The following is an 18,303-nucleotide window of genomic DNA, read 5'->3' as shown; positions in this document are numbered from 1 at the left end:
TCCCGCAGGAGCCCGCTATGCCCGTCCAGTTCATCGGCATGATCCAGCCGAACGAAGTGTCAGAAACCATTCCCCGCCGTGGCCCGGCGGTGGACCCCGCCTATGTGCGCGTGTTCGCCCAGGCGCACGAGCACGCGGGCTTCGACCGCATCCTGGTGCCCGCCAGCTCATCGAGCCCCGACACGCTGCTCACCGCCACCTACGCGGCCTCGGTCACGCAGAAGATCGGCCTGCTGCTGGCCCACCGCCCCGGCTTCGTGGCGCCCACGCTGGCCGCGCGCCAGCTGGCCACGCTGGACCACTACACCGGCGGCCGCCTGGCGGTGCACTACATCAGCGGCGGCTCGGACGAAGACCAGCAGCGCGACGGCGACTTCCTCGGTCACGACGAGCGCTATGCGCGCACCGACGAATACCTCGGCATCCTGCGCCGCGTGTGGGCCGAGGACAAGCCCTTCGACCACGAAGGCACCTACTACCGCGCCAAGGGTGCCGTGTCCGAGGTGAAGCCGCTGCAGGGCCAGCGCGTGCCCATCTACTTTGGCGGCGCATCGGCCCCCGCCTTGCAGGTGGCCGGCAAGCATGCCGACGTGTACGCGCTGTGGGGCGAATCGCTGGCCCAGGCCGGCGACCTGGTGCGCCGCGTGCGCGCCGAGGCCACCTTGCACGGCCGCCATGTGGATTTCAGCATCTCGTTCCGTCCCATCCTGGGCAAGACCGAGGACGAGGCCTGGGCCAAGGCCGAGCGCATCCTGGACGACACCCGCCGCCTGCGCGTGCAGCAGGGCTATGCACGCGGCGTGGGACCGCAGCAAAGCGAAGGCGCGCAGCGCCTGCTGGCCGATGCGGCCAAGGGCGACCGCGTGGACGAACGCCTGTGGACGGCCATCGCGCGCGAGATCGGCGGGCGGTCCAACTCCACCTCCCTGGTCGGCACGCCCGAGCAGGTGGCCGACGCGCTGCTCAAGTACTACGACCTGGGCATCACCACCTTCCTCATCCGGGGCTTCGACCCGCTGGTGGATGCCATCGACTACGGCCGCGAGCTGCTGCCCCTGGTGCGCGCCAAAGTGGCTGAACGCGACGGCGAGCATGCCGCGCAAACCCTGCGCAAGGCAGCCTGATGAGTGGCCGCATCGACCACGCCGAGGGCAACCGCCCCGGCATCGGCAGCGACGACAGGGGCAGCGCCGGCCACCGCAGCCGCCCCGGCGCATCGCGCCGCCAGTGGCTGCAGCAGGCGGCGGCCCTGTCGGTGGGCGCCACCGGCATCCTGGGCCCGGGCTCCGCCGCCCGCGCCCAGGCGCAGGCACCTGCGGCATCGCTGGTGCTGGGCGACCAGGCCGGTGGATTGCGTGCCCTGTTCGAAGCCGCCCGCACGCTGGAGGGCGCACCGTTTGCCTGGCGCTGGGCCAACTTCCAGGGCGCGGCGCCGCTGTTTGAAGCGCACCGCAGCGGCGCGGTGGACACCGCCATGGCCGGCGACCTGCCCGTGCTGGCGGCCGCGGTGGGCAAGACGCCGCTCAAGATCGTGGCCACCCGCGTCGGCCAGCCCGACTCGCTGGGCATCGTGGTGCAGGGCGACTCGCCGCTGGGCAAGGTGGCCGACCTGCGGGGCAAAACCGTCATCGTCTCGTCCGCGCGCGGCAGCATCTCGCAATATCAGCTGTACGGCGCGCTGGAAGAGGCGGGCGTCAAGCGCGAGGAGGTCACGGTCAAGTTCGTGCTGCCCACCGACGCAGCCGCCGCCTTCGCCTCCCGGCAGATCGACGCGTGGGCGATCTTCGACCCCTACTACACCATCGCCCTGCAGCAGGGCGGCCGCATCCTGCGCGACGGGCGCGGCATCAACACCGCCCTGGGCTTCATCACCGCCACCGAGGCCGCCCTGGCCGACCCGGCCAAGCGCGCCGCCATCGTGCAGTACCTGGACCGCCTGGCCCGCGCCGGCGACTGGGCCCTGGCCCACCGCGAGGCGTATGCGCAGGTCTATACCCAGCTCACGCGCCTGCCCATCGACGCCTCGCGCATCATCACCGGGCGCGCGGCCATCGCGGCCCGGCCCGTGACGCAGGCGGATGTCACGGCGCTGCAGACGGTGGCGGACCGTTCCGCGCGCGATGGGATCCTGCCGGTGCGGGTGGATGTGGCGGCGATCACGGATATGCAGGTTTGGCGAGGGACCGTGTGAGCAGTGGATTCTCTGTTTTGAATGAAAAATGGCCCTGGCGCTTTCTGGTCAAGCGCTGGGTGCTATTGAAACGAGAGCGGACGATGTGCCGCTCTTTTTCTTTCGGCCGTGAGGAGATCCGGGCCGAACTAGCGCACGAGGCCTGACAATTCATTCCAGCCAACGCCGCTTCGTGGCGCGGCTTCACGGCCAGGCGCCAGCCGGCACGGGGGCACGCCTCGCGAAGGGGCTCGTGCACGGGAGCCAGGCGGCGAGCGGCTCGTTGCGTATCTCGCACGGAGGACACCATGGGACTCTTGACCTTCAGCATCAACGTCACCCTGGACGGCTGCGTCGACCACCAGGAAGGAATCGCCGACGAGGAGACACACGCCTTCTTCACCCGCCTCATGGACGAGAACGGGGCGATGCTGTGGGGCCGCGTGACCTACGAGATGATGGAGAGCTACTGGCCAGCGGTGGCGCGTGGCGACGTGGAGGCGCCGGCGGCGGTGCGCGAGTGGGCGGTCAAGCTGGAGGCCAAGCCGAAGTACGTGGTGTCCTCGACGCGAAAGGACTTCCCGTGGACCCGCAGCCACCACATCGCCGGCGACCTGCGCACGGGCGTGCAGCAGCTCAAGGACGCGACCCCAGACGGCGTACTTCTCGGTAGCGGCAAGCTCGCGACCGAGCTGGACCGGCTGGATCTGATCGACGAGTACCAATTGCTCGTCCATCCCAGGATCTCCGGCCACGGCCCAACCCTGTACGAGAGCGGGCTGCCCGGTACGCGGCGGTTCGCGTTGATCTCGGCGAGGCCGCTGCGCTGCGGCGCGGTCGCCATGCACTACCGGCGCGCGCGCTGAGGCAGGGAGGGGCCCTGCCGCCTCACGGCGTGCAGCCCTTGGACGGGTCCGCGCTGCGTGGCCCGCCGGTGAGGCGGGCGTTGCGGCGGCGCCGCCAAAAAAAGCCACCGGCAGCCCCTGGCCGGGACGCGTCTTGCATCTGGCGCTCAGCCCGCCACCGCCCGCATTCCCACCAGCCCGGGCATCGCGCCCCGCATCGCCTCCAGGAACAACCGCAACCGCGCCGGATAGAACCGCGCGTAGGGGTACACCAGGTACACCGGCAGCGGCGCGGCGTGCCATGTGGGCACCAGGTGCAGCAAATGCCCCTGCCGCACATCGTTGTCCACGATCCACGCCGATGAAATGCATGCCCCCAGTCCGGCCAGTGCGGCGCTGCGCAGGGCATACAGGCTGTCGGTGGCCAGGCGCGGTGTGATGCCGAAGGTGTGGGCCTCCCCGCTGGGCTCGTGAACCAGCGTCACGTCGCGCCGGTAGAAGGTGCTCAGCGCCAGCCAGGGCAGCCGCTGCAGGTCCTGCGCGTGTTCGGGCGTGGGGCGCCCGGCCATGAGGGCCGGGGAGGCGAGCACGATGCGGGGCACTTCGGCCAGGCGCACGGCGACCACGCTGGGGTCGTCCACCGCGCCGACCTGGATGGCGCAGTCGATGCCTTCGGCGATGAAGTTGGGGCGCCGGTCGTGCAGCATCCATTCCACGTCCACCTCGGGGTAGCGGCGCAGGTAGGCCATCAGCGGGGCGATGAACTGGTCTTGCCCGAAGGCGTGCGGCGCCAGCACGCGCAGGGTGCCGCGCGGAGTGTCGGCGGTGCCGCGCAGGTCGTCTTCCATGGCGCGCCAGTCTTCCAGCAGGGCCTTGGCGTGGGCAAAGCAGCGCTCGCCGTCTTCCGTCAGCTTCATCACGTGCGTGGAGCGCTGCAGCAGCTTGATGCCCAGGCTGCGCTCCAGCGCCTGCAGGCGGCGGCTCACGGTGGGCTGGCTGGTGCCCAGTTGCTGGGCGGCGGCAGACAGGCTGCCGGTCTCCACGATGCGGATGAAGGTCTGCATCAGCTCGATGCGGTCGGTGCCAGACGGCAGGGTGATGGTCATGCGCCAAGCGTATAACAAATCTGCAGCTTGGCCCACTACCCAAGGGGAGGATGCGCTAGAACAATCGCACCATTCCTTTTGTTGAGCGGGTGTTGAGATGTCTTCCATTCAAAGTGTGCATGCAACAAGCCCTGCCGCCGGCACGGCCCCGGCGCGGCCGCCTGCCGAGGGCGCGGTGAGCGCGCCGCTCTTGCTGCTGCTGGCCACCACGGCGGGGCTGAGCGTGGCGTCGCTGTACTACAGCCAGCCCATGCTGGGCGTGCTGGGGCCCGACATGCAGGCCGACAGCCGCGTGGTGGGCCTGGTGCCCACGCTCACCCAGCTGGGGTATGCGCTGGGCATTCTGCTGCTGGCCCCGCTGGGCGACCGGTATGACCGGCGCCGCATCATCGTCATCAAGTCCATCGCGCTGATGCTGGCCCTGCTGCTGAGCGGCCTGGCGCCCGGCATGGGCGCGCTGCTGGCGGCCAGCCTGGCCGTGGGCCTGGCGGCCACGGTGGCGCAGGACGTGGTGCCCGCCGCCGCCACGCTGGCCCCGGCCGCGCAGCGCGGGCGCATGGTGGGCATCGTGATGACCGGGCTGCTGCTGGGCATCTTGCTGTCGCGCGTGGTCAGCGGCTTCGTGGCGCAGCAGTGGGGCTGGCGCACGGTGTATGTGGCGGCGGCGGTGGCCATTGCGCTGCTGACGGTGGCCGTGTGGCGCGGGCTGCCGCGTTTCGCGCCCACCACGCAGCTGGGCTATGGGGCGTTGATCGGCTCGATGGTGGCACTGTGGCGCCAGCACGGTGCACTGCGCCGCGCGGCGTGGGCGCAGGGCCTGCTGGCCGTGGGCTTCAGCGCCTTCTGGTCCACGCTGGCGGTGATGCTGCACAGCCAGTTCCACCTGGGCACGGCGGCGGCGGGTGCGTTTGGCCTGGCCGGGGCGGCGGGCGCATTGGCCGCGCCCCTGGCGGGGCGCCTGGCCGACAAGCGCGGGCCCGAGGTCGTGACCCGCTATGGCGCCGGGCTGGCGGCCGCATCGTTTGCCGTGATGGCGCTGGCGCCGCTGCTACCGGCACAGGCGCAGCTCGCGTTGATCGTGGCCAGTGCCATCGGTTTTGACTTTGGCGTGCAGGCCACGCTGGTGGCGCACCAGACCATCGTGTACGGCATCGACCCCGCCGCGCGCAGCCGGCTCAATGCGCTGCTGTTCACGGGCATGTTCATCGGCATGTCGGCCGGCGCGGCGCTGGGCAGCCTGGTGCTGGCGCAGTGGGGCTGGCTGGGGGTGGTGGCGCTGGCCACCGTGGGGTCGCTGGCGGCCCTGGGGGCTCGGATGGTGGGGAGGGCACCCTGATTGGAGTGAAAATGGCCCCTTGCGCTTGTTGGACAAGCGCTGGCAGCTATGAAAAAAAGAGCGGCCATCGGGCCGCTCTTTTTCTTTTTCTTGGGGCTGCGTCATCCGGCAGGCTGACTCAGGCCTTTTTCACCTCGATGTGGTAGAGCCCCCAGGGGCACAGGCCAAAGCGCTCTTTCACCGGCTTGTCCTTGAACGCGGGCAGCACATCGGCGTCGTACACGGCCCACTGGGGGCCCAGGCCGCCCAGGGCCATGGGCTGGCCGTCGATGTGGGTGGCGACGATCATGCGGTAGGCCTGCGCATCGGCCATGCTGATGGTGACGTTGTAGCCGTCCACCGCGCGCAGCACCAGCTGCACCGGGCTGCCCGCCGCCACGCCCGCTGCCGCGAGCACGGTGGTGAGCAGGGGGCCTTTGAGCGTGTGGGGCTTGGCGTCGTACTCCAGCGTGGGTTTGATGGTGACGGCCGCCATGCGCTGCAGGGCGGCGGCGTCGAACGCGTGCGCCTGGGTGAACTGGATGCCATGCTTGCCCATCATCTGGTCGATGGTGGGGTCCAGCGCGCCACGGTTGGGCTTGGTGATGGCGCCGCTGATGGTCAGCAGCGCGGGGTTGCCGGCGGCGGCGGGCGGGGCCGCGTGGCTGCTGCCGGTGGCGGTCCACAGCCCTGCCAGTCCCATGCTGGCCGCGACGAAATGGCGCTTTTGCTTGTTCATCATGCTCCTCGTTGTGGTTGAGGGGCGCATGGTAAGCGCAAGGCGGGCTGGTGCCACGCAAAAAATGACCGGCCGGCCGGATGCCGGCCGGTGCATTGCCTCAGCCCGCCGTGGCCAACCCGGGCGGCTGCAGCACGCTCTTGAAGCTGCGGTCCCACAGCGGCGCGACCTGCGCGGGGCCGTCCAGCACGCCCAGCTGCAGGAAGGCGTCGGCCACGGCCTGGTGGCCCTTGACCACGCCGTCGTCCACGGGGCGCAGGTCGTAGTCGGTGCTGCGGTTGTTCCACAGCTCGATCAGGTCGCCCACGGGCACGCGGGTTTCGGCGGACTGGGCGCGGGCGTAGCCGAGGTAGTTGCCATTGGCCCACAGGTAGGCGCGGCGCAGGCGCTGCAGGTAGTCGCTGATGGCGGCGTGGCGGGCCGGGTCTTCCACCGCGCGCGGGTTGGCGTAGATGGGGAAGTTGCCCGACAGATACCCCTGGCCCGTCTTGAGCACGCGTGCGCCATAGCGCAGCCGCGCCAGCTGGCCGTTGTAGCCGTAGATGGCCCAGGCATCCAGGTCGCCCCGGTCGAAGGCCGACAGCCCATCGGCCGGCGTGAGGTTGATGGCGCTGATGTCGGCGAACGACAGGCCCGCCTCGGCCAGTTGCCGGCTCAGGTAGTAGTGCGAGGTGGTTGCGCGCACGTAGCCCACGCGCTTGCCCTTGAGGTCCGCGATGCGCTGGATGGGCGCGTCCTTGCGGGCCAGCGTGACCTGGTTGTGGAGGTCTTCGCGCACCACCGCGATGAAGCGCACCTGTGCCTTCTGGCGCGCGGCGAACAGGGCCGGGATCTCGCTGCCCGAGCCCAGGTCCAGCGCGTCGCCGTTCAGGGCCTCGATGTGCAGCACGCCGTTGTTCAGCTCGCGCCATTCGATGCGGTAGGGCGTGCGGCCCTGGCCGGACGCGGCGATGAGGGCGCGCCACAGGCCCTTGTAGGTGCCGATGCGCAGCGTCACCTTGGAGAGGTCGGGTGCGGGTGGCGTGGGTGGCGCGGCCAGCGCGGGCACGCCCGCCGTGGCGGCCCAGGCGGCGGCGCCCAGGCCGGCCTGGATGAGGTGGCGGCGGTTCAGGGGTTGGGGTGTGTGGGGCATGGCGGGCAGGTTCGTGGAGCAGTGGGACAGGCCGCGAGGTTCCGACAAGCGCTACGGCTGCGCAAAGACCATTGCGTAGCATCGATATGCGCTAAATGCGGCACCCGCAAGGGTCCCCGGCAAACAGGCTTCCGCGAAACTGCGGATGCCCCAATGAACCGGAGCCTCCGTCCCCGCAGAGGAGTGCGCACTGGGCACCGGTAACCAGAAGCATCCTGGTGCGATGCCAATGAAATTGACGGGCTGCGTCCAAGGGGGTCTGGGCGTACGATGGATGGCCGCTGGCGTTGTAGCAATATCCTGCAGCTCTCCGCCCCGGGGAGCCGGGGCTTCGTGTTTTTTCACTCCCACTTTAATGTGCGTGAGAAATACAGGGCATGAACGAAAGACGAGAATTTCTCCGATAGAGATTAATCTGATCAAGAGCGTGGCTGGCAACGGCCTCGTTGTTATTTTTCGCAGCTTCATCCTTTTGTAATGTACTTGTCCAACAGAATAAAAATAATTTGCGTAGTTGGCACCAGGCCAGAGGCCATTAAAATGGCGCCGCTGATTATCGCATTGCGTAGCACCAGCTGGGCATCAGTGCGAATTGTTTCGACAGGACAGCATCCTGTTCTGGTCGAGAAGATGCTTTCTCATTTTTCGCTGGCTCCAGATATCATTTGTGAGGTGATGGCGCCAAACCAAAGCCTGTCGAAACTGACGATTCGGTTGCTTGGTGAACTGGATCGTTGTTTTCAGGCTGAAAAACCGGATATTGTCATTGGGCAAGGGGACACAACATCCGTACTGGCTGCAGCGCTTGCTGCATTCTATCTTCGCATTCCATTTGCGCACGTGGAGGCGGGCTTGCGAACCAGGGACTATGACAATCCATTTCCAGAAGAAATGAACCGTGTTGTGGTTGGAAATATGGCTCGGTGGCATTTTGCACCAACGGATATTGCTCGAAATAATCTCATTGAGGAAGGAAAAGCCGCCGATACCATTCATGTAACTGGTAATACGGTTGTTGATGCATTGCTCTATACGGCAGATCTTTGTCCATCACCGGTATCATCGGAATTTAAAAAATCCAGAATGATACTGTTTACCGCACATAGAAGGGAGAATATCGGGGAACCTTTTTTTGAAATATGCCGAGCGGCAAGACATCTGGCTGATGTGCGGAATGACATCTTTATTCTCTTTCCGGTTCACCCGAATCCTGCCATAAAAAATGCAGCATATGAATATCTTTCGGATCATCCTAGGATTCGCCTTGTCCCGCCGCTTGATTATGTGGATTTCGTTGCGGCCATGAAATCTGCATTTTTCATACTGACTGACTCTGGTGGAGTCCAGGAAGAGGCGCCATCATTGGGAAAGCCTGTGCTTGTTTTGCGCAATGAAACTGAAAGACCCGAAGGCATAGACGCTGGAGTGACGAAGCTGGTAGGGTGTGATTTTGACTCCATTGTCAAATCATCGTTGCAGCTGCTTGATGATGATGCTCTCTATCAATCATTTTCATCGCGAAACTCCCCTTACGGCGATGGCCGTGCATCCGCAAGAATTGTGGATATATTGCAAGAGGCATTGACCAAAAGTAGCTATGCGCATTCTTCTGATCGCCTATGAGTTTCCTCCCATCGTCTCAGCACAGTCACTACGATGGTTCTATCTGGCGAATGAACTGGCAAGGCTCGGCGTAGAAGTGCATGTACTTTGTCCCGATATGCCCGCATTGCCACCCTTTCACCAGGATTTTGCGCCTGGAGTGATCATCCACCGGGTTTGGCCTGGGCCGTATGTTGGCTTTTCACAGAGTGCCTATTTATATATATCCAGGCGATCACAAGGTGCCGGTGTTGTGGGCCCCATTGGCGGTGACTCCATTTGGCTAAAAATGCATCGCTGGGGGCGTCGTGCACTCGATCAGATCATATTTCCTGATCTGCGTACCGAATGGGTACCCACCGCATCTTTGCGTTTGATTCACTTGCTCAGAACGACGAAATTCAGTGCAATCGTGGCTTCCCATGAGCCCGGGGCCGACCTTCTTCTCGGCCTCCTGGCCAAACGGATCTTTCGAATTCCACTCATCATCGATCTTGCTGACCCGGTCGTTGCTCCTTATACGCCGCGCTGGCGTCAGCGAATTGATCTGGCCTTTGAGGCAAAAATTATCACCCATGCTGATGCGATGGTGGTGACGACAACGGCTGTTGTTGATCTTTTGAGAAAGCGCCATGACCTGCATGATGTTGGCGGAAAATTCACATGCATCGCGCAGGGGTTTCCAAGTAAAAATAGTGGATTTATTGAAAACTGCGATCGATCGAAGTCTCTACGCCTTGTATATACCGGGAATTTTTACACAGATTTCCGTTCGCCCGCCGAATTGGCAATAGCGTTGCGATCGCTTCGTGATTTGGATATCTCAGTCGACTTTTACGGAAATCACGTTGCGTATCAATCACTGTTCGACGGTATTTCAGGCATCAAATTTCATGGAGTTGCCGATCATGGTAAATGCATTTTGGCACAGCAGAATTGCAATGTGCTGCTTAGCATTGGCAATAGCCAGCCATTCCAGATTCCAGGAAAGATTTATGAATATCTTGGTGCAGGCACTCCTATATTGCATATTTCCAGTGCGGCCACGGATGAGGCCGGAGCGCTGATCATGCGAGTCTGCGCGGGATGGGTTATCCAGAACAATGCAGCTTCAATTGAGCGTACCCTTCGCGAAATTCATGCGTGCTGGTTGGGCGGGGCCCTGAAATCGATGTTTTTGCGGAATGAGAGTGCCATTGCCGAGTTTGCGTGGAGCAAGAGAGCAATTCATTACAAGGAGGTGATCCATAGAATTTTAGAAACCTCAAAAAATACCGGATCGGCAGATGATTCGGAACAAAAAAAGAAAAAGGAAATGTAGCTATGCGCATAGCCGTGGACATCAGCATGCTTGAAATACCCGGTTCAGGTATTGCGAGGTACATAAAATGCCTGCTGCCGTTGATGATTGAGCAGAGTCAAGGCCGGCATCACTGGTTGCTCTATGGAAGGGTTTGTCCAGCGGCTCATTATGTCCAGCTGCCGAATGTGACTTGTCGATCCGATTACTTTCCCCGTGATGTCGGAAGGATCGCCAGTCTGTTCTTCTCGCAAGTCATCTGGGGGAGCATTGATCAGCCCGATGTCTACTGGAGTCCCGCGCATAGATTGCCGTGGTCGTTACCACGAAAAACAGCCACAACAGTGACCGTTCATGATCTTTGCTGGCTGAAGCAGCCAGAAACAATGCGCCGCGTCACGTACTGCCTGGACCGCTTCTTCATGCCTCGAAGCCTTGCGGCCGCTCAACAGATCATCGCGATCTCGGAATCAACGGCGGAGGATATCAAACGGTATTTTGGGGAATCGGTCCGGAAAAAAGTGTCAGTTGCAACCGAAGGCGGGGCGCATATGCCACCCCCATTGCCGCTCGTTCATTTAAGGAGCTTGGGTATTGAAAGGCCATATGTACTGTTTGTGGGCAGCTTCGAGCCCCGAAAAAATTTGGCAAGATTGCTGCAGGCTTTTCAACGCATGATCGACCGTACGGAGGCCAAAATTCTTTTGGTGCTGGTGGGGGCTGCGAGCTGGGGCCGAAATTCCGTGAAGAATGATATTGAAGCCCTGGGGATCAGGGACAAGGTGGTCATCCTGGAAAATGTTGATGATCAGGTTCTGTCAACACTGTATCGGCATGCGCAATGCTTGGCTGCGCCGTCTCTTCTGGAGGGCTTTTGTTTGCCGGTAGCGGAAGCAATGTCATTTGGAACCCCGGTGCTGGCTTCCGTATCGTCAGCATTTCCAGAAGTGGTTGGGCGAGGAGGTGTACTCGTAGATCCCCTCAATGTGGATTCAATTGCTGACGGACTCGCCAGACTCATCACCAACGAAGACTTGAGACAGGAACTCAGCGAGCATGCACTCAGGCACTCTTCGAGTTTTTCGTGGGAGCGAGCGGGATTGGCGACGCTGAAGATCCTAGAAAGCGCGCATGAAAACCAAGTGCAGAGAAGTATGAGTCCGGGTCGTGATGGAGTACCCTAGATCTCTGATCTATCGATGATGAATAATATTGGTCTGGTTGACCGTGATGGTTTACCTCGTCAGCAGTTTTTGCAAACGCGAGAAATGAATACAAGCGATTCCAATGCAATGAAAAATCAACGTTCCTGGCGCATTGGCATCTTTGGCACGTTTGATGTTCAAAATTATGGTGATCTGCTTTTTCCGATCATTGCTGAACTGGAGCTTTCTCAAAGGCTCGGGAACATTGAAATCGTCCCTTTCTCTTATCACGCCAAATCTTCGCAGGATTGGCCATATGGGGTGGAATCACTTGCGGACCTGCCCCGCATGGCCAGTGGTCTTGATGCGATCCTGATCGGCGGCGGTTTTATTGTACGTTTTGATAAATTCATCGCCCCTGGATATGAGCCGCCGGTAGCGTGGATTCAACATCCCACAGGATACTGGCTGACCCCGGCATTGCTTGGTGCACAACATGGTGTTCCGGTGATATGGAATGCACCGGGCATGCACTGCAACGATATACCAAGCTGGAGCCATCCGCTACTTTCTCTGGCTCTGGAGTGCAGTACTCATATTGCAGTACGAGACGAGCCCTCGAAAACCGCGCTCATGCCATTTGTTGACCCGCAGCGTGTGCATGTGATGCCTGATACAGCATTTTCAATTAGACGCTGTTTGAAGTCTCATTCCGGAACCGATGAGGCAGATGCAATCCTCAAGTACTTAGGCCTCAAGACGCCCTACATAGTTATTCAAGCGACTCAAAATCTCGAGCGATTTACTGATTATGTCAAGAAATTTCGAGTTGAGCTGCCGAACCTTAGTTTCCTTCTCCTCCGCCTTGGCCCCGTGCTTTGTGACCACGAATCGTTCATCGATGCTGATCTCCCAGGTACTTTCTGTCTCGGTGAATGGCCGTCGCCAATGGCCCTGGCATCATTGATCAGCGGATCCGAGGCTGTTGTGGGGCACAGCTATCATCTTGCGATCACAGCATTGTCGTGTGGTATTCCGGTGTTCAGTTCCAGTGATCTTTCCCAAGGAAAATTCACGGCACTTTCCAAATACAGCTCCGTGCATCCGCTGCCGCCGGCAGGCTGCGATGATCCCGAATGGCTGTCCCAGCGGATTGGCCGAAAAGAACCTTCGCAGTTGGCCATCGAGGCAAATGATGTGCTGGAAAATTACTGGGATCATGTTGCCGATATGGTTCGGAGTGGCAAGACCGATTCCATGGTCGTCATGAATGCTTTTTGGATGTCACTGCCTGGCATTCTTGAACGTGAATCTCGACGGGCTGGAGCCACCAGGTCAGAATCCCCCGGGGAACTGCAAGATTTTGAGGCTCGTTTGAGCGACAGCAAAAATTTGCTTGATGCAGCAAAAACGCAGTTGGTCGACGCATCGGAGAGGTCGCTCGAGCTTGAAAAAAGGCTGCTTGAAATGCAGGAATCCATTTCCTGGAGAATGACTGCTCCCTTGCGCAGTGCGTGGCGCTGGGTGCAAGGTTTGTCTATCTGAAGCAAATTAACACTATTTTCTCATGAAGACATATTCAGAGCCGCAGGAAAATTCCTCCGCGAATTCCGTGCGCACCACCAGCAATGGGGGCTGCGAATGCTTCCCCGGTTGCGCGTGCTATGACGAAATAGCTGCAATGCGGCAGACTATGCAGCAACTTGAACGGGAGTTGATCCTCGGCAAGGAGACAATTGCGTCTCGAGACATTGCCATTGATTGGCTAAAAAAAGAGGTTGACGCCGCGAGGATGACGTCGGAGTGGCGTCGCAAAAGCCTGAAATATCTGCTTGTCGATCTTATATATCTGCTGGCCGACCGTTCGACGCTGGCCCGTACGCTTGGCAATATGCTTTTGCCAAGGCGCATTAAAAGAAGGCTGCATGCGGAATCGATAAACAATCAGTTGCAGGGAGTTCCATCCCAGCATGTACCAGCCATGCCACTGCTCGGTAAGGTATGCAATGGGAAAATTGATATTGTTTGTTTTGCCAATATTGAGTGGTCTGCCCGGTATCAAAGACCACAGCAGATGATGTCTCAATTTGCTGGCCATGGTCACCGTGTATTTTATATTGTCCGCTCAAAAATGCCTGCGCGCGGCGCTCCCTATGAGTTGAGGCAGGTAGCCGAAAAAATATTTGAAGTGAGCCTTGCATTTAATGAATATGAGGATTTCTATTCGGAGCGGATGTCGCCTTCCAATCGAAGGGCTGGGAACGAGTCATTTTCCCGCTTGGCGCTTGATGCGGAAATAAGGGCAGCCTTGGTTGTTGTTCATCTGTCTTACTGGACGGCGTTGTCCATTGATCTGCAGAAATCACGTTCCTGGCGTGTGCAATATGATTGCATGGATGAATGGGCTGATTTTCCAGATATTGGAGTGCAACTTGTAGAGGAAGAAGAAATACTGGTTAAACATGCAGATTTGGTAACGGTCACGGCATCCATTCTAGAAAAAAAATGGATGCAAAAAAATACAAAATGCCTCCTTGTCCGAAATGCGGTGGACTATGATTTTTTTGCAGACCGATGTGTGGAAAATGGCTTGCTTGCTCACTTGGGAACACCAGTTATTGGATTCTACGGCGCCTTGGCCCCTTGGATAGATTTCTCCCTGCTGCGTTTCTTGGCAGAAAATCGCCCCAATTGGAGTTTTGTGCTAGTCGGCGATTGTTTTGTCAAAGATATGGCTGGGCTTGACAGGATGCCCAACGTGCATCTCACGGGTCGAAAGCCTTATGAAGACATGCCTCGCTATCTCCATGGCTTTGATGTATGCCTTATTCCATTCAAGTTGAACAAGGTTACGCATGCGGTCGATCCGGTGAAATTTTACGAATTCATGAGCGCGGGGAAGCCTGTTGTGAGCGTGCCACTTGAGGAAATGGCCATATATCAAGATTATGTGTACTTCGCCTCTGAGTTTGAGGATTTTCTTGAAAAAATTGAAACAGCTTTGGCCGAGAGTAACCCGGATTTAAAGAGTCGAAGAATTGGTCTGGCCAAAGAGAATGATTGGCGGCATCGCTACCTTGCGACCGATGAGGCCATCAAAGCGCTATATGGAAGGTGCTCAATTGTGATCGTGAGCTATAACAACGTCGAACTCACAAAACAATGTATCGAAAGCATATTTTCCCGGACCACTTATCCCAACTATGAGGTAATTGTTGTTGATAATGCTTCTTCTGATGGTACAGAAGACATGTTGCGACAGATGCAGATCCAGCACGCAACGGTAAAAGTGGTTATTAATAATAGCAACAGAGGTTTCGCAGCGGCGAATAATCAGGGAATTGCGTTGGCAGAGGGGGAGTATATCGTATTGCTTAATAATGATACTGTGGTCGCCAATGATTGGCTGGAAGCAATGCTTCGGCACTTGCAGAACGAGAATATAGGCATGGTCGGGCCCGTCACCAATTCAATCGGAAATGAGGCAAAGATAGATACAAACTACCTCAACCTGGAGCAGATGCATGACTTTGCTTCTCGCTATACCCTTGCGCATGCTGGACGCCATTTCGACATCTCGATGCTTGCAATGTTTTGCGTGGCAATGCGGCGCGATGTTTTCAATGAAATTGGAGCGCTGGATGAGATGTTCGGTCTTGGGATGTTTGAGGATGATGACTACAGCCGAAGAATGCACGTTGCCGGCTATCGCACAGTGTGCGCGGAAGATTCCTTTGTTCATCATTACGGGCAGGCATCGTTTGGGAAATTGATTGAAACAGGGGAGTATCAGGCCCTCTGGGATAGAAACCAGGCTTACTTTGAAGGCAAATGGGGCGCTTGGAAGCCACACACGCACAACCGCAATCGGCAGGAGACGGAATGAAATCCGATGACGAAATTACTGCCGCCCATTGGTCGAAGAATGTGGCGAGTTCAGATGCTTTTTCACCCCAAGTCTATTGGCTCGCTGTACCGGCTGTTCAGCAGCGTTTTCAGCGGCTTGCCTGTAGGGGAACAGATCATCGCTGGTGGGTGGAATACTGTCTGGGCGAATTCCTGCGCCGCTCGACATCCTCGGCCAGAATGCTGAGCATTGGCTGTGGCAGCGGTACCTTGGAGCGCGACCTTTTTCGGCTGAATGCATTTTCCGAGTGCGACGCAATTGATATCGCATCCGGTGCCATTGATATCGCCCGGAAGGAAGCGCATTTGATTGGTGCTTCCAATATCAACTATCACGTACAGAATGTTCAGGAAACCCCGCTGGGCGAGAGTATTTACGATGCGGTCTGGTTTAATGGCTCCTTGCATCATATCAAGCAACTGGAATCGGTTTGTGAGTCGGTTCGGGTCGCCCTGAAGCCTGGAGGATGGGTATTTTTTAATGAGTATGTTGGGGCGAACCACTTCGCTTTCTCAGAACGCCAGCGTGAGGTCATTGAAAATGCATTCCGATTGTTGCCTCCGGAATATCGTCGATCATTTCAGCCGGAACATTTTGGGAAAGTACAGTTGAAGGTTCAGCTTCCTGATCCAGCAGACGTGATCAGGGTGGACCCTTCCGAGGCAATTCGATCACAAGATATCCGTGCGGTTCTGTCTGATTACTTTGTTGAACATGCATTTAATTCTTGTGGGGGCAACATTTTGCAATTCGCCCTGCACGGAATCGCAGGTAATTTTGTAGAAACTGACTCACGCTCAATGGCACTGCTGCAGATGCTGTTTGATATTGAAGACACGCTATTGGAAAATCAATTTTTTGCGACTGATTTTGCGGTTGGGGTCGTGCGGGTTCCGTAGCGGAATGAGGGTGATGCAGAATTTCATTCGTCAGGGGTATTGGATACTGGGGTGCTTGCTTCGATTCCTAAATCGACGATACCAAGAAATGAATTGCTTCCGTGAGCTACTGTGTCAAAACTCAAGATACCTACTTGTTTGTCAATCAGCAGCGAGGTCTCTTCGGTGCGGCCATTCATCAGCTTGATGGTGACGTGATATCGACCGGCCGCCAGGATCGCTGGAAAGTGGAAAGTAATGGTTCCCTCTCGCCAATCGCTTTCCACATTGGAGTAAGGGAGGTCGAAGTTTTTTCCGCCAACCACGAGCAGCCGGGCTTCCTGGATGGTAATGCTGATGTTCGGCAGTAAAACAGATTTGCTGACCCTATACCCGATGGCAATATCAATCGTCTCACCGTAGGCAAATGATGAGTAGTGACTCTCGGTATTGGTGAACCTAGCTGAAATAATTTCACCTTCTTCTGTCCCAAATGCGATGCGGGCTTCGTTCAGTTCTTTTTTTCTAGCGACCGATGTCTTCCCGCCGCTGGCCCACCGGCGTTGTTCATCTCGCATATCCAGCAAATACATTTCGGATATTGTCTCCGGGGTTCCAGATGCCTTTAACATTCCTTCGGTGAGATAAATTGCGGTGTTGCAAAATCTCTTGACCATGCTCATGTCATGAGATACAAACAGCAGAGTCGTCCCTTTTCCTGCCAGCTTTTCTAGCCGTCCCAGGCATTTGAATTGAAAAGACGCGTCACCGACGGCAAGGGCTTCGTCGACGACCAGTATGTCGGGTTCTACGCAGACGGATACCGAAAATGCCAGGCGTACGAGCATTCCACTCGAATATGTCTTGGTTGGCTGATCGATGAAATCCCCGATATTGGCAAAATCGGCTATCTCATCAAAGCGAGCATCTATTTCTGCCCGCTTCAATCCAAGCAGTGCTCCATTAAGATAGACATTTTCACGGCCGGTGAATTCTGGGTTGAACCCTGAACCCAGTTCCAACAAGGCAGCGATTTTCCCGTGAGCCAGAACCTGCCCCGACGTGGCGCGAAGTGTATGGCAGATCAGTTGAAGAAGGGTGGATTTTCCACTTCCGTTTCGGCCAATGATACCGAGGGCTTCCCCTTTGCGGACGCGAAATGAGATATCTTTCAGTGCCCAAAATTCGCGAAACCGCTGCTGCCCAGCGAAAGGTAGCATTTGCAGTAGGCGGTCTTGCGGCTTGTCATAAATTTGATAGCATTTGCTGATTTTTTCGACTTCAATGGCGAATTCAGAGGACATCAGAAAATCCCTCGCGACTTTTCTGAAATAAGCAGAGGCTCGATATTGCAAAGATAGTGGAGAAAATAACCGATTCTCCCCATTCAATAAAATTTGGTATGCCTCCCCAAAAAATTACCATGCGTGCATTTTCAATCACTTGCGCCAAGGGGTTCATTCCCATCGCCTGATGCAACTCCGGAGGCAGGGCGCTTGTCGGGTAAAAGACGGGCGTCAAGAACATGAGTGGCAGCAATAGCGCTGAAATAATATGAGTAATATCCCGAAAATATACACCGAGAGCACTGAGGATCCAGGAGAGCCCGAGTGTGCAGAGGAGTAGAGGAAGTAAAATGACCGGAAAAATAATGCAGGACGCAGGTGGTGCTCCCATCGTCAATCCATAGAAGGCCAACCATACGGCAGAACTGACAAGCATGTGAAAAATGCCCACACCCAAGCTTATCCAGGGCAGGGCTTCAAGGGGGAATTTTATTTTCTTGACGTAGTTTGTATTGGTGACAATCAATGCTGGTGCGCGGAGCACGCACTCCGAGAATAGATTGAAAACTGTCATGCCAATAAAAATAAGCAATGCAAATTCGATGGGTGATTCCTTTCCCCCAGGCCAGCGAACTGTAAATACCTTTGTGAATACGAGCGTGTAGACGGCAAGGGTAAATGCAGGATTGATTATTGACCAAATCAATCCAATAGTAGAACCTCGATAGCGGGAATGGATTTCTCTTTGAATTAATGAGAAGATAAGTTCCCTGTGTGTCCAGGGAATAAATAGATTGACGAGATAAAAAAATGACTGCCTGGTCATGTATTGCCAATGGTTGCGAACTTGGCGTTAAAACCGCGTCCCGGTGATTGTC

At 57.8% G+C, this 18,303-nt stretch carries 15 protein-coding genes; 10 read left to right on the top strand and 5 right to left on the bottom strand.

Annotation, left to right across the window (positions count from 1 at the left end; genetic code table 11):
* Positions 1 to 17 precede the first annotated feature (17 nt).
* The 3 genes from AC07OD_RS07770 to AC07OD_RS07760 all read left to right on the top strand — a co-directional run bounded on the left by AC07OD_RS07770 (position 18) and on the right by AC07OD_RS07760 (position 3,036).
* Positions 18 to 1,124: an LLM class flavin-dependent oxidoreductase gene (locus AC07OD_RS07770; protein WP_218294651.1), complete on the top strand. Its 1,107-nt coding sequence runs from the start codon at positions 18 to 20 to the stop codon at positions 1,122 to 1,124.
* Entirely contained in the window at positions 1,124 to 2,191 is a 1,068-nt protein-coding gene (locus AC07OD_RS07765) for an ABC transporter substrate-binding protein (protein WP_494595960.1), read from the top strand. Before AC07OD_RS07770 ends, AC07OD_RS07765 begins: the two co-directional genes overlap by 1 nt.
* Before the next feature lie 287 nt (positions 2,192 to 2,478).
* Positions 2,479 to 3,036 carry a dihydrofolate reductase family protein gene (locus tag AC07OD_RS07760; protein WP_494595958.1) on the top strand — a complete coding sequence of 186 codons (558 nt, stop codon included), beginning with the start codon at positions 2,479 to 2,481 and terminating at the stop codon, positions 3,034 to 3,036.
* A 146-nt stretch (positions 3,037 to 3,182) separates the two neighbouring features.
* Here AC07OD_RS07760 and AC07OD_RS07755 read toward each other — a convergent pair whose 3' ends face one another.
* Positions 3,183 to 4,121: a LysR family transcriptional regulator gene (locus AC07OD_RS07755; protein ID WP_494595956.1), complete on the bottom strand. Its 939-nt coding sequence runs from the start codon at positions 4,119 to 4,121 to the stop codon at positions 3,183 to 3,185.
* Between the two features lie 97 nt (positions 4,122 to 4,218).
* On the opposite strand from AC07OD_RS07755, the gene AC07OD_RS07750 reads away from it, so the two are divergent.
* Complete coding sequence (locus AC07OD_RS07750; protein WP_494595954.1) at positions 4,219 to 5,457, top strand: MFS transporter; 1,239 nt, start codon at positions 4,219 to 4,221, stop codon at positions 5,455 to 5,457.
* Between the two features lie 118 nt (positions 5,458 to 5,575).
* On the opposite strand, the gene AC07OD_RS07745 is transcribed toward AC07OD_RS07750, so the two are convergent.
* Both AC07OD_RS07745 and AC07OD_RS07740 read right to left on the bottom strand, forming a co-directional pair.
* Positions 5,576 to 6,175 (bottom strand): putative pterin-binding protein, encoded by a 600-nt coding sequence (locus AC07OD_RS07745; protein ID WP_218294656.1) that lies wholly within the window; start codon positions 6,173 to 6,175, stop codon positions 5,576 to 5,578.
* Positions 6,176 to 6,275: 100 nt separating this feature from the next.
* On the bottom strand, positions 6,276 to 7,307 hold the full coding sequence (locus AC07OD_RS07740) for an ABC transporter substrate-binding protein (RefSeq protein WP_494595952.1): 1,032 nt from the start codon (positions 7,305 to 7,307) through the stop codon (positions 6,276 to 6,278).
* A gap of 477 nt (positions 7,308 to 7,784) precedes the next feature.
* On the opposite strand from AC07OD_RS07740, the gene wecB reads away from it, so the two are divergent.
* The 6 genes from wecB to AC07OD_RS07710 all read left to right on the top strand — a co-directional run bounded on the left by wecB (position 7,785) and on the right by AC07OD_RS07710 (position 16,160).
* On the top strand, positions 7,785 to 8,930 hold the full coding sequence (gene wecB / locus AC07OD_RS07735; RefSeq protein WP_494595950.1) for a non-hydrolyzing UDP-N-acetylglucosamine 2-epimerase: 1,146 nt from the start codon (positions 7,785 to 7,787) through the stop codon (positions 8,928 to 8,930).
* On the top strand, positions 8,905 to 10,230 hold the full coding sequence (locus AC07OD_RS07730) for a glycosyltransferase (protein ID WP_494595948.1): 1,326 nt from the start codon (positions 8,905 to 8,907) through the stop codon (positions 10,228 to 10,230). Before wecB ends, AC07OD_RS07730 begins: the two co-directional genes overlap by 26 nt.
* A 2-nt stretch (positions 10,231 to 10,232) precedes the next feature.
* A complete protein-coding gene (locus AC07OD_RS07725) occupies positions 10,233 to 11,393 on the top strand; it encodes a glycosyltransferase family 4 protein (RefSeq protein WP_494595946.1) in 1,161 nt (386 codons plus the stop codon).
* A 15-nt stretch (positions 11,394 to 11,408) separates the two neighbouring features.
* Positions 11,409 to 12,899, top strand: coding sequence for a polysaccharide pyruvyl transferase family protein (locus tag AC07OD_RS07720; protein WP_494595944.1), 1,491 nt, complete (start codon positions 11,409 to 11,411; stop codon positions 12,897 to 12,899).
* Between the two features lie 148 nt (positions 12,900 to 13,047).
* A complete protein-coding gene (locus tag AC07OD_RS07715; protein ID WP_494595942.1) occupies positions 13,048 to 15,240 on the top strand; it encodes a glycosyltransferase in 2,193 nt (730 codons plus the stop codon).
* Positions 15,237 to 16,160 carry a class I SAM-dependent methyltransferase gene (locus tag AC07OD_RS07710; protein WP_218294664.1) on the top strand — a complete coding sequence of 308 codons (924 nt, stop codon included), beginning with the start codon at positions 15,237 to 15,239 and terminating at the stop codon, positions 16,158 to 16,160. Before AC07OD_RS07715 ends, AC07OD_RS07710 begins: the two co-directional genes overlap by 4 nt.
* Positions 16,161 to 16,183: 23 nt before the next feature.
* On the opposite strand, the gene AC07OD_RS07705 is transcribed toward AC07OD_RS07710, so the two are convergent.
* Together AC07OD_RS07705 and AC07OD_RS07700 are read right to left on the bottom strand one after the other, a co-directional pair.
* Complete coding sequence (locus AC07OD_RS07705; RefSeq protein ID WP_494595940.1) at positions 16,184 to 17,443, bottom strand: ABC transporter ATP-binding protein; 1,260 nt, start codon at positions 17,441 to 17,443, stop codon at positions 16,184 to 16,186.
* A complete protein-coding gene (locus AC07OD_RS07700; protein WP_494595939.1) occupies positions 17,433 to 18,251 on the bottom strand; it encodes an ABC transporter permease in 819 nt (272 codons plus the stop codon). The genes AC07OD_RS07705 and AC07OD_RS07700 overlap by 11 nt, the downstream gene beginning before the upstream one ends.
* Between the last annotated feature and the right edge of the window lie 52 nt (positions 18,252 to 18,303).

Source organism: Acidovorax sp. GW821-FHT10E03 (assembly GCF_059415205.1).
This window is presented reverse-complemented; position numbering and strand designations above follow the sequence as displayed.

What these genes read in the sequence shown, in the direction of transcription:
- AC07OD_RS07765 (WP_494595960.1), top strand. Translation starts at nt 1,124, where the DNA reads ATGAGTGGCCGCATCGACCACGCCGAGGGCAACCGCCCCGGCATCGGC.
- AC07OD_RS07715 (WP_494595942.1), top strand. Translation starts at nt 13,048, where the DNA reads ATGCAGCAACTTGAACGGGAGTTGATCCTCGGCAAGGAGACAATTGCG.
- AC07OD_RS07760 (WP_494595958.1), top strand. Translation starts at nt 2,479, where the DNA reads ATGGGACTCTTGACCTTCAGCATCAACGTCACCCTGGACGGCTGCGTC.
- AC07OD_RS07740 (WP_494595952.1), bottom strand. Translation starts at nt 7,307, where the DNA reads ATGCCCCACACACCCCAACCCCTGAACCGCCGCCACCTCATCCAGGCC.
- AC07OD_RS07700 (WP_494595939.1), bottom strand. Translation starts at nt 18,251, where the DNA reads ATGACCAGGCAGTCATTTTTTTATCTCGTCAATCTATTTATTCCCTGG.
- wecB (WP_494595950.1), top strand. Translation starts at nt 7,785, where the DNA reads ATGTACTTGTCCAACAGAATAAAAATAATTTGCGTAGTTGGCACCAGG.
- AC07OD_RS07725 (WP_494595946.1), top strand. Translation starts at nt 10,233, where the DNA reads ATGCGCATAGCCGTGGACATCAGCATGCTTGAAATACCCGGTTCAGGT.
- AC07OD_RS07770 (WP_218294651.1), top strand. Translation starts at nt 18, where the DNA reads ATGCCCGTCCAGTTCATCGGCATGATCCAGCCGAACGAAGTGTCAGAA.
- AC07OD_RS07755 (WP_494595956.1), bottom strand. Translation starts at nt 4,121, where the DNA reads ATGACCATCACCCTGCCGTCTGGCACCGACCGCATCGAGCTGATGCAG.
- AC07OD_RS07730 (WP_494595948.1), top strand. Translation starts at nt 8,905, where the DNA reads ATGCGCATTCTTCTGATCGCCTATGAGTTTCCTCCCATCGTCTCAGCA.
- AC07OD_RS07710 (WP_218294664.1), top strand. Translation starts at nt 15,237, where the DNA reads ATGAAATCCGATGACGAAATTACTGCCGCCCATTGGTCGAAGAATGTG.
- AC07OD_RS07720 (WP_494595944.1), top strand. Translation starts at nt 11,409, where the DNA reads ATGATGAATAATATTGGTCTGGTTGACCGTGATGGTTTACCTCGTCAG.
- AC07OD_RS07750 (WP_494595954.1), top strand. Translation starts at nt 4,219, where the DNA reads ATGTCTTCCATTCAAAGTGTGCATGCAACAAGCCCTGCCGCCGGCACG.
- AC07OD_RS07705 (WP_494595940.1), bottom strand. Translation starts at nt 17,443, where the DNA reads ATGTCCTCTGAATTCGCCATTGAAGTCGAAAAAATCAGCAAATGCTAT.
- AC07OD_RS07745 (WP_218294656.1), bottom strand. Translation starts at nt 6,175, where the DNA reads ATGAACAAGCAAAAGCGCCATTTCGTCGCGGCCAGCATGGGACTGGCA.